The sequence below is a fragment of the Kutzneria sp. NPDC052558 genome, from assembly GCF_044547355.1.
Taxonomy (GTDB): Bacteria; Actinomycetota; Actinomycetes; order Mycobacteriales; family Pseudonocardiaceae; genus Kutzneria.
On record NZ_JBIUAG010000058.1, the window covers coordinates 1 to 11,272 of the forward strand.

At 68.4% G+C, this 11,272-nt stretch carries 6 protein-coding genes; 2 read left to right on the top strand and 4 right to left on the bottom strand.

Annotated features, from left to right (window positions below; genetic code table 11):
- Nucleotides 1-361 precede the first annotated feature (361 nt).
- Nucleotides 362-937, bottom strand: a complete 576-nt coding sequence (locus ACIG5F_RS47775; protein ID WP_396527023.1) for a hypothetical protein — start codon at nt 935-937, stop codon at nt 362-364.
- A gap of 109 nt (nt 938-1,046) precedes the next feature.
- Nucleotides 1,047-1,592 carry a peptidase inhibitor family I36 protein gene (locus tag ACIG5F_RS47780; protein ID WP_396527024.1) on the bottom strand — a complete coding sequence of 182 codons (546 nt, stop codon included), beginning with the start codon at nt 1,590-1,592 and terminating at the stop codon, nt 1,047-1,049.
- Nucleotides 1,593-1,783: 191 nt separating this feature from the next.
- Here ACIG5F_RS47780 and ACIG5F_RS47785 point away from each other — a divergent pair, with 191 nt between their 5' ends.
- The gene (locus tag ACIG5F_RS47785) at nt 1,784-4,642 is read left to right on the top strand and encodes a BTAD domain-containing putative transcriptional regulator (RefSeq protein ID WP_396527025.1); all 2,859 of its coding nucleotides are present in this window, start codon (nt 1,784-1,786) and stop codon (nt 4,640-4,642) included.
- A 585-nt stretch (nt 4,643-5,227) separates the two neighbouring features.
- On the opposite strand, the gene ACIG5F_RS47790 is transcribed toward ACIG5F_RS47785, so the two are convergent.
- Together ACIG5F_RS47790 and ACIG5F_RS47795 are read right to left on the bottom strand one after the other, a co-directional pair.
- Nucleotides 5,228-6,628, bottom strand: a complete 1,401-nt coding sequence (locus ACIG5F_RS47790; protein WP_396527026.1) for an FG-GAP-like repeat-containing protein — start codon at nt 6,626-6,628, stop codon at nt 5,228-5,230.
- Nucleotides 6,629-6,775: 147 nt separating this feature from the next.
- The gene (locus tag ACIG5F_RS47795; protein ID WP_396527027.1) at nt 6,776-9,763 is read right to left on the bottom strand and encodes a BTAD domain-containing putative transcriptional regulator; all 2,988 of its coding nucleotides are present in this window, start codon (nt 9,761-9,763) and stop codon (nt 6,776-6,778) included.
- 523 nt (nt 9,764-10,286) lie between these two features.
- On the opposite strand from ACIG5F_RS47795, the gene ACIG5F_RS47800 reads away from it, so the two are divergent.
- Entirely contained in the window at nt 10,287-11,141 is an 855-nt protein-coding gene (locus tag ACIG5F_RS47800; protein WP_396527028.1) for an integrase, read from the top strand.
- Nucleotides 11,142-11,272: the final 131 nt, after the last annotated feature.

The following is an 11,272-nucleotide window of genomic DNA, read 5'->3' on the forward strand; positions in this document are numbered from 1 at the left end:
TATAGCGTGTCGATCGCCGCATCCAGGTCCACGGCCGAGGATACATCGTCACTTGACCGGAACAGCGCGCGATTCCGGTTGCCGGCTCGCCTACCTACGTCCAACGGAACCACCACCACTTCACCGGTCCCCCTCCGGTTCACGGAACCACGGCGACCGGGCAGGGCGCTTGATGCAGCACCGCATGACTGACAGACCTCGGCGGCGGCCAGCCTGCCGAGGTGCCCGCGACCGGCGTCTCCCACGGGTAGGTCCGCGCGATGTGACCTGGTCGATCGCCCGCTGCGGGTTGGCGCCGCTGCTCGGCGGCGCGTCGATCGCAGCGCCCGACGGCGGCCGGGCACTGCGATCTGGTGGCCTGTTACGACGTGGGATAACCGGTGAAGGTGTGGTCGTGGTCACCGAGTTGACAGGCTTGCACGCCCTGGACGTTCGTGTAGGCGTTGAAAGAGTACAGGGTGTTGTCGCCGTTGAAGCGCATGTCCACGTGGAGATGGTCTCGGTAGAACGCCGATCCGTCGCAGCCGAAGTAGCCGGCACCACCGATCGCGCCGGTCGTGGTGTCGAAGTCGGCCACGCCGTTCGTCTCGTAATCATGGCCGGATGCGATGGCCAGGCCGGACTCGAGCTGATCGGTGTTCAGACTGGCGTCGATGTGCGCGTCGGTGACGGTGGCGCCGGTCGCGATGTCACGGGCGACCACTCTTCCATAGCCGCGAACGTGGTTGTCCAGATGGTTCCAGTCGTAGCCGATGCAGAAATCGACCTGCACATGTCCCTCGTATACCCAGACGGTCCCGGAGTTCGGGCCATCGGTGCCACACCAGCGCGCCACGTCGGTATGAGCAGCGGCACTGGCCGGCGTCGCCATCGCGGCGCCGCTGATCAATGTCATGGCAAGAGCTGCGACAATCGTGACTATCCTGTTTTTTCGCATGGTCGACCTCTCTGTTTGGGGCTGTCAGCGCGTGAGCCCACTGTCGGCGTCCCGGACGGCCTTGACCCGCTTCACGAGGCTGACCAAGACCGCCACGTAAGACGTCCTCTCAGCACACCGTGATGTTCCCGATGTTCGCCCAGTTGATCGAAGGGACTTTCACTTTCGCGACATAACGCAGATGTCCCGGCGGACTGATCCGTTCGAAGGTCGATATGGTTCCGGACGTCTGATTGTCGTTGAACGATCCGGTCGTGTACCACGGCACGAAGACGGTCTGACACTTGTAGAAGTACAGATAACTTCCGGTGTAATTCTGGCCGCTGTACAGGCAAAGATCGCCGGCGTAACACGGCGGCGGGGCAAGCGGGGCCGCGACGTCGCGCGCGTAGGTCTCGCCGGGCAGCGCCACGACCAGTGCCCCACCGCCGAGATCGATCTTGTTCGCCGAGATCTGCCTGCCACCGGTCTGTGCGACATAGGCATCGACCTGTCGCTGCAGCTCGCCGGCCTGCGCGGTACTCAGGCCGGCCATGCTCGCCTGTTCGGTGAACGACGAGGCATCGGCCGCCTGCGCACCCGTGAATCCGACGGCCAGCAGAGCTGCGGCGAGTAGAGCGCTCCACGCGCCGCGGCGGACATTGATTATTGGCATCCTGACTCCGTCTTATTGGGGAACCGTCGAAACGATCGTGGCCGAGATGCCCTATCCATTCGCTATCGAGTTCTGGCATGCGTAGCACGCGCGGCGCGCGGGACTTGGTCGGACCCGGATGCGTGCTTGAGGAACGCGGAGAGGCCCGGCTAAACTGCGTCGGTTGGCCTGATGCGGGGGAGGCATCGCCGGTGCTGGAAATCGATCTTCTCGGCCCTGTCCGGGTTTCCGTCGCCGGACATCCGGTGCCGGTGAAAGGGCGGCTGGGCCGCACCGTGCTGGCGGCCCTCGCGCTGGAACCGGGACGGACGGTGTCGGTCGAGCGGTTGATTGACGCATTGTGGGGCGAATCGCCCCCGGCGACCGCTCGCCAGCAGGTACACATCCAGATTTCGAAACTGCGGGCCAGCTTGGCCCGGGCCGGGGCAGCGGACGTGATCGGCACCGAGGCCGACGGTTACCGGCTGCGCACCGCCCGGATCGACCTCGGCGAAGTGGTCGACGCGCAGACGGTCGCCCGCGCCGACGGGCCCCGGGAGACGACCGTGACCACGCTGCGGGCCGCGCTGAAACTGTGGCGAGGCGTCCCGCTGAGCGGGACCAGCCCGCATCTGGCGTCGCTACAGCGTCCCCGACTGGACGAACTCCGGCTGAGCCTGCTCGAAGACTGTCTCGACGCGGAGTTGGCCTGCGGGCACGCGGCCCAGGTCGTGCCGGAGCTGACCGAGTTGGTGCGGGCGCATCCGCTGCGTGAAGGGCTGCACCACCGGCGGATGCTGGCGTTGCACCGCTGCGGCCGGCGGGCCGACGCGCTGGACGCGTTCCGCCAAGCTCGGCAGGTCCTGCGGGACGAACTGGGCGTCGATCCCCCCCGCGAGCTGATCGAGCTGGAGCAGGAGATCCTGGCCGCCGACCCGGCGCCGTCCCACCGGCCTGGCCGCGAAGCGCCCGCGCAACTGCCGCCCCGGACACGAGGGTTCGCCGGCCGCGAGGCCGAGCTCGCCGTACTGGGTGACGTCCTGTCCGGCCCAGCCACCGAACCGCGGTTGCTGCTGTTGACCGGCATGCCCGGCGTGGGCAAGACGGCGCTCGCGGTGCACGCTGCGAACGCTGCGCTCGACGCTTTCCCCGACGGCCAGCTCTACGCCGATCTGCGCGGGGCCGGCCCTCGCAGGGCACAACCGAAGGAAGTGCTGGGCGGTTTCCTGCGCGCGCTCGGCGTGCCGGCTCGATCGATGCCGGCCGACATCGCAGGGCGGACCGCGGAGTTCCGGAGCCGGACCGTCCGTCGACGGCTCTTGATCCTGCTGGACAACGCGGCGACGGCCGGCCAGATCGAGCCGCTGCTGACCGCAGAAGCCGGCTGCGCGACGCTCGTGACCAGCCGCGCAGTGCTGCCCGAACTGGAGTCGGCGGTGCGCGTCCCGGTCGGACCGCTGCCCGACGACATGGCCCGCGACGTGGTCGCGAACGTCGCCGGCGCGCACCGGATGACCGACGCGGCGGCGATCGCGACGATCGTCAAGGCATGCGCTGGCCTGCCCCTGGCGCTGCGGCTCGCCGCAGGGAACCTGGCTGCGTTCCCCTCCCTGAGCGCGGCCGAAATGGCCCGCCGGCTGGCTGATGCCCCAGGCCGGATGCGCACGTTCACCGCAGGGCACCGCAGCGTCCGCGGCAGCCTGAACACCGCCGTGCACCTGCTCGAACCGCAAGCACGGCAGGCACTTCTCGCAGTGGCGGCCGTCGACTGGCCGGATTTCCCCGGCTGGGTGCTGGCCCCGGCGCTGGACACCACGTTGACGCGGGCCGGCGAACTCATCGCCAGGCTGGCCTCGATGCACCTGATCGAGCCCGCCGGCCCTGGCCCGGATGGCGTCATGCGCTACCGGACCCACGACCTGGTCCGGGCCTACTGCCGCACGATCGACCCCGACCTGGCGCCAGCCGCGCTCGACCGGCTGGTCTCATGGGCGGCCACGCTCTCGGCCGCCGTTTGCCGCGAAATCACCCACTGGCCACTGAGCTATGCGGTGGTCACCGAGGCCGCGGGCAACCTCGATCTGGACATTCGCGAGCGGCTGGCACCCGAACCGTTGCGGTGGGTTGGCGCGGACGTCGGCGTGCTGCTCGCCATCGCCGAACTAGCCCTAGACCGAGGGCAGGCCCGCGCGGCGGGGGCGTTGCTGCTGGTGCTCTGGGCGCCGATGGTCCGCCTTGACCTGCTCGATCCCCTCGCCCGCCTCGCGCCCCGGCTCGCCGCGATCGCCGGGCCGGACGTCACGGTCCGGGTAAGCGCTGCCCTGGTCACGGCGGTCGTCCGCCTGCACCGCGGCCGCTACTCCGACGTGCCGCGCGTGCTGGCACCAGTGCGCCCGATGCTGTCCGATGTGGACGCGGAACTGCGCGGCAATGTGCTGTCCAAGCTCGGCGACGCCGCCGAGCGCTGTTGCGATGCCCCGGAGGCCCTCGTCACGCTCGACGAAGCCGTCGCCTGTTACGAGGCGTGCGACAACGTCGCCGGCCTCGCCAGCTGCCACAGTTCACTGTCCACGCTGTACCGCGATCAGCTCGGCGACCCGGAAACGGCGTTGCGACACGCGCAACAAGCGTTGCGGCACGCCGAATCTCTGGGCGAGTGGAAGATCACCGCACAGGCGAAGGTCAGCATCGTCCACACCAGCCTCGCTGCCGGAGACCTTCCGTCCGCGCTCCGGCACGCGGCCGAGGCGCTCGTCCTTGCCGAACGCCATGGCGATCCCATCGGCCGGACGTGGTGCCTGATCCTCAACGCCCAGGCGCTGCGAGAATCCGGCGACCTGACCGCCGCCCGCTCTTTCGCCGACCGTGCACTGCCGCTGGCGCGGCAGACCCGGCGTCCCGATGCCGAAGCGGCGATCCACATCGAATACGCGCGAATCGACCGCGCCGCAGGCTTGCCCGCCGCGGCGCTTCGGCAAGCCCGGACCGCTCTCGAACTCGCTGGGAAATACGACAGCCCAGTCGAACGCGGTCGGATCGAACGGCTGCTGATCGAACTTGCCACCGAATGATCGACCAGGACGCGTGAGGGCCACGGAGGGAGAGGGCCAGTAGCGCGTGGGCGGGGCCTTGCCGGCTTGTCGGCGGCCGCCCGAGGTAGCTGTCGCGGGGCCGGAAGCGGCCGGGCGTCGTTGATCACGACGGACTTGATACTGCCCGCTTGGATGAGGCTGTGCGCGACGCCGGCGAACTCGTTGCGGACGTTCGCCTGATCTCCGTCATGCATCGGGCGCCGAGCCTTTCCCGACGGCCCGGACCGTGGGCAGGCCCAAGTCATCGAGCTCCCGGAAGGACGCCTCCACCAGCATCATGTGCTCACGAGCGGCTACTGCGTCGCCGACAGCCAGCAGTGTCCGGCCGAGCTGGAGCCTGGCTGCCCGGTGATCGGATACGGGGCATCCTGGTTACATCGGGCTCCGCGCAGGACGCCCGTGACGCGGCGGACCGTGCCCGCCGGGTTCACATCCCCCGGCGGGCACGGTCGCAACACGCCCTATCCGCTCATACTGTGGCCAACACGTCGACAGTCCGTCGCTGACCGACGCAACTGTGCCCGCGGTCAACGCGATAGCCCCAAGGGAGCATGACGGAATCAACTATGCGAACAGCACTCGGTTGGGCTCGGTGAAGCCCGTGCCGACCGTCTTGCTCGGTCCCCAGGGCATGTCGGCGAAACCAAGCGCGTTGTACCACGCGATGATCGTGCCGTCGGGCTGGACACTGGCGATCTCGGCCTTGCCGTCGCCCGACAGGTCGGCGAACAGGACCCGGCTCGGGTCGGTGAACCCGGTTCCCACGGTCTTCGCCGGTCCCCACGGCATGGTCTCGAAGCCCAGCGCGTTGTACCAGGCGGTGATCGTGCCGTCCGACTGGATACTCATGATCTCAGCCCTGCCGTCGCCGGACAGGTCAGCGAATCGGATCCGGGCCGGGTCGCTGAACCCGGTCCCGATGGTCTTGCTCGGCCCCCAAGGCATGTCGGCGAAACCAAGCGCGTTGTACCAAGCCGTCAGCGTACCGTCCGGTTGCAGCGCAATGATCTCAGCCTTGCCGTCACCCGACAGATCAGCGAAGAACACACGGCTCGGATCAGTGAACCCCGCACCGATCTTCTTGCTCTGCCCACCCCACGGCATGTCGGCGAAACCAAGCGCGTTGTACCACGCAATAATGTCCCCGTTCGGCTGGATGCTGATGAACTCCTTGCGACCGTCACCGTCCAGGTCGGCGAGGCGAACCGTGTCAGGGGCGCCGAGCCCGGTGGCCACCGTCTTGCTGTCGCCACCCCACGGCATGTCATCGAAACCGAGGTTGTTGTACCAGGCACGCGCGGTTCCGTCGGTCTGGAGGGCCACGATCTCCGCCCTGGCGTCACCCGACAACGAAGCGCCCGGTGGGGGCGCGCTGTTACCCGCGCCCGGCGGGGTGACGTAGCCGGAGATGGGATAGTTGCCCGTACCCGTTCGAGCCGTGATCGGGTTGATCGTCCACCGTCTGACGGCATTGTCAAAGTTGCCGTTGATCGTGGTGATGGTGCCGTTGTCATTGACGGATTCGACGATGGCCACGTGCCCGCCGGCCGCTTCGGCCGGCGGGCCGAACACGACCATGTCACCGGGCAGCGGATTACCCATCTGGCCATCCGGCCTGGCCTTGAACAGGCCGTGATCCAACCCCCATTTCCCCTCACCGCGCCCGGTGCGCGTGGTTGGCACGGGGTTCACACCGGCATTCCGCCACACCCAGTTGGCGAAATCCGCACACCATTCCTCGCAGTCACCGTACGGCTGGCATCCACGGCTGTCGCCTCGCACACCGACCTGACTTGCCGCCTTGGCGACGATAGCGTCGCGCAGGGTGTCCGCGTGCGCGGCCGGCGCGGCCACCAAATTGACCGCCAACACACCAACCACAACGGATACGACCATTAATAACACAGCGACGCGTTTGGTCGCCAATTCCAGCACGTGGCACAAAACAACCGTTCCTCGTTCCATCAATTCACCTCTCCGACGATGAGGAAGGCGTGATGGTCAGCCGGCGACGCGGTAACGAGGTCGCGCGAAGTCATCGTCTCCCCCCTTCCTTGAACGGACGGGGTGGACACTAGCCAGGGGAACTCAAGAAAAACTGCGAGCGTTCTGTCAGCCGCGCCAGGTCGCCACGGTAGGCGTCTGACCTGCGTTTTCTTCCCGCGCCTCGCGGCTTTCGCAGCGAAGGAACACGGCCATCGCCTCGGCGTGCACGCGGTCGGCCTCCGCGTGCCTGTCCAGCGCGCGCAGGGCTCGCGCGAGGTCTCGCTGGCAGCGGGCGTGCCACAGCGGCAGCGACAGCGCGGGCCACCATTGCATCGAGTTCTCCAACTGGTCGACCGCCGCCGCGGGCCGACCAACGGCCAGTTCGAGCTCGCCGAGCGTGCGCAGCACCAACGCCTGCCCGAAACCGTCCTGCATGTCGTGGCACGTGCGCAGCGCCTGCGCCAGCGATTCCCGGACCTCCCGGCCGTTGCCCTGACGAATCCGCACCTTCGCCAGCGCCTGCACCGCGTACGCCGTCATCAGATGATCACCGACAGGCCGTAACAGGGCCAGTGCCCGCTCGCAGCAGGTGGCCGCCTGGTCGAGACGCCCGGCCGCCCGGTGCACGATCCCCATCGACCGCAATGCCAGCCCCACGCCGTGTGCGTCGCCAATCTCCTGGTATCCCGCGACGGCCCGCTCGCACAGCCGCAGCGCCTCCGGAAACTGCCCCAGTTCGGTCAGGATCGTGCCGCGGATGTGATGGGCGCGGACGGGCGCCTCAGGCTCGGTCGCCGCCATCAACGCGGGCCACGCCTGCTCGATGGTCCGCAGAGCCGCGGTGAGCTGGCCCAGTTCACGCTGCGCGCTGGCGAGCATTAGGTGGGTGGCCACACTGCCGCGCTCGTCCCGAATCTCGTCGAACGCCGTGAGCGCCTGCTGGTAGTAGTCGATGGCCTCGTCCAACCGATCTTGCTCGCTGCGCAGCCAGCCGAGCCCGACCAGCAACAGACCCTGGCTAAGGACGTCTCCCGCTCGGCGGGCCGCTTCCAGCGCGGCGGTGTGCGTCCGCCACCAGTGCGTGAAGCGGTTGCTGATGGCGAACGAGGACGAGCACAGCGCGGTGGCCAACCGCGCGGCGACACCGGCGAGCTCGAGTTGGCTCGTTCGCTCGACGATGTGCACCAGCGCGGCCTGCTCGGCGTCGAACCAGGCCAGCGGCGCCAAGTCGGTCACGAACTCGGTCACGTCACATCGGAACTCGGTCGGCAGTACCGAGCCCAGCAATCGCATGGGAGTCCCGTCAGAGGCATGGTTCACCAATCCCATGCTGCACTCGGCCACCCGCTCGACCACGGCGACCAGATCCGCCTGGGCCTCCTCGTCTTCGGCGCGTTCCCAGGCGAACACCCTGGTGAGGTCGTGCAGCCGGTAGCGGACGACGCCCGCGCTGTCCTCGGAGGCGGTGTCCGCGAGCTGCGCGTCGACCAGGTGTTCCGCGATGTTCTCGGCGTCGGTGAGGGTGGCGCCGATCAGCACCGCGAGCAACCACACGGAGAAGTCCGGGGTGCCGAGCCAGCCCAGTCGACGCAGCGCGAGCCGTTCCCGCTCCGGCAGCGCGTGGTAGCTGAGGTTGAGACTGCCACGCACCTCCAGGTCGCCGACGCTCAGCTTGTTCAGGATCCGGCGCTGCTCGCCGAGTCGATCCACCAGCCGGGCCAACGGCCAGTCGGGGCGGGCGGCCAACCGCGCTCCCGCCACTCGCACGGCCAACGGCAGCCGGCCACAGAGTCGAACAATCTCCCTGGCCTGCTCGGGCTGCTGGGCCACCCGCTGGTTGCCCACGATTCGGGCGAACAGGTCGAGCGCATCCGGCTCGGTCAACGTCGGGACATTGACGTGATCGGCGCCGGCCAATGCCGACAGCCGGGCCCGGCTGGTCGTCAGGCACCGGCAGTTCGCGCCGCTCGGCAGCAATGGCCGCACCTGCGCCTCGTCCACGGCGTTGTCCAGCAGCACCAGCACGGCTCGGTCGGCGAGCAGGCTGCGGTACAGCGCCGCGCGCTCATCGAGCGGGCCGGGTATGGCAGATTCGTCGACACCGAGGGCGCGCAGGAACCGGCCGAGCACGTCGATCGGCAGCAGTGGCGTGCGGTCACCGCCACGCAGATCCACGTACAGCTCACCGTCGGTGAACCGTTCGCGCATCATCTGTCCAATATGGATAGCCAGGGTGCTCTTGCCGGCGCCGGGTTTGCCCGCCAGCGCCACGATCGGCGCCCGGCTGCCGGCCAGCCGTCGCAGCTCCTCGACCCGCCCGGTGAAGTCGGCGATGCCGGCGGGCAGCTGGCGCGGCACGATCGGTGCGACGACCGGATCCGGTGCGGGTGCGCCGGCCAGCAGCTGCCGGTGAATCGCCTGAAGTTCGGCGCCGGGCTGCACCCCCAGCTCGGCGGCGAGCACCTGGCTGCCGGCCTGGTAGCACGACAGGGCTTCGGCCTGCCGGCCGAACATCGCCAACGTGCGAATCAAATGGCCACGCAGTCGTTCCCGCAGCGGGTTCTGTTCGACAAGAGCGGTCAGCTCGTCGATCGGCATGCCTTGCCGGCCGGTGGCCAGCGCGGCTTCGAGCAGGTCCTCCTGGAGGCCGAGGCGGAATTCCGCGATCCTGGCCCGTTCGGTCTCGACCCACTCGCCCGTCGCGCCGCCGAGCGTGGTGTCGCCGCGCCACAGCGCCAGGGCCCGGCGCAGCACGGTGACCGCTTCCTCGTGCTGGTCCTGGCCCGTCAGCCCTCGCCCGGCAGTGGCCAACTCCCAGGCCTGACACAGGTCGACCGTGGCATGTTCGGTGCGGAGCAGATAGCCGTTTGCCTTGCGCGCCACGACGTCGGGGCCGAGGATGCGACGCAGCGCGGACACGTGAGTGTGAATCGTGGCGCGCACGTTGGCGGGCGGGCGATCCAACCACAGCACGTCAATGATCTGATCGGTCGTCACGACGGCGCCGGCGTGGATCGCGAGCAGTGCGAGCAATGTCGTCGGCTTCGGACCACCAAGATTGACTGCCGTCCCCGCCAGTGTCACCTCGACGGTACCGAGCACGCGCACGTCCACATCGGCTCCAACCAGGAGGCCGGCGAGCCCGGTGTCCTCCCCAGTGACAACCTTGCTGTTCGGCACAGCGTATCGAGGGATACGTGGCGTTACTGCCAGTCCGACCGATACGACATTTTTGTCGCCCGGGTCACGCCCGGACGGCCGATCGGCCGAACCGCTGTCCGGAGGTCTCCCGTTCCGCCGCGTCGACGATCTGGCCGGTTGCTACGACAGTGCCGACGTGATGGCGAGCAACGTCGTCGGCTTCGGGCCGTCGAGATGCGCCACACCGCCTGCCTTCGCGCCCTCGACAGTGCCGAGCACGCGCACATCCGCACTGGCGCCAACCCGGACGTCGGCGTGCGTGGTGCCCCCGACCCCATGTGCTTCCCCCTGGTCACGATGCGTCCCCCACCTGACCTGTTCATCCTGGCAATACGCCGAAGAGGTCACCAGGACACGAACCGGCCATATGTGGCCGGTCAGGCACTACCGCCACCGCCACTTAACGGCTACTCGCCGGCACCCCGCAGGCATCGGATTGAGCGGCTTCACGCCGTGCCTCGCGGATCACTACACCGGGGCCAGGTGGAGTGAACTGGTCGGCCAACAACGCCATGAGTACGACCCCGACGCGACGGCCATCACGATTCGAGCGCCACTCAAGGAGGTCAACGGATCGGTGTCCAAGGGCGGGGTGGTCGTGAGCGCCGACGTTCCACCGCCGTCCGTCAGTGCGTCGCGACGGTCACGCGGTTCACGGAAGGGCGGGCGGACCAAGACGCCCGCGGACACCCGGGTCGTGGATCTGCCGCCGTTCTTCGCCACCTTTTCCGAACTCCTGATGAACAGCCATGGCCATCCGTTCGTGTTCGTATCGCCGGACGGGGCACCGCTGCGTCGGGCGAACTTCCGGCAGCGGTACTGGCGACCCGCCTGGGACGGCGTGAAGCCTGACCGTCCGGAGGACCCGCGCCACGTGCCCGCGATCCTGCCGTGGTTCACCTTCCACGAGGGCCGGCATTCCCACTCGACGTGGCTGACCGAGGACGGCATCGCCGAGGTCGGCCGGCGGGCCCGACTGGGACAGAAGATGAAGGGCATCGCCCGGGTCTACGACCACGTGACACCGGCGATGAACGCCCGGATCCTCGACGTGCTGGAGGCGAGGTGGTCTGCGTCACTGGCCGCCCTGACGGCGTCCGAGCGGCTCCAGCTGGGCGAGTGGTTCCCGCACCTGAGGCCGGCTCTCGAGGCGGCCGCAGCGGAGGAGGCGAAAAAGATCTTCGCCACATTTTCGCCACATGGTCTTGGTCGGGCACGAAAAACGGCCGACGAAGATCGTCGGCCGTCCTTGTCACCAGTGTATATGTCTGGTGGGCGATACTGGGATTGAACCAGTGACCCCTACCGTGTCAAGGTTGTGACACCCTCCCGCTGACCTGCGACAATCCCCATCGCCGCAGGTCAGCGGCACATCAGGCCACTCGTTCCGACTGCTTCCAGCCCCTTCCACCGGGTTCCCGT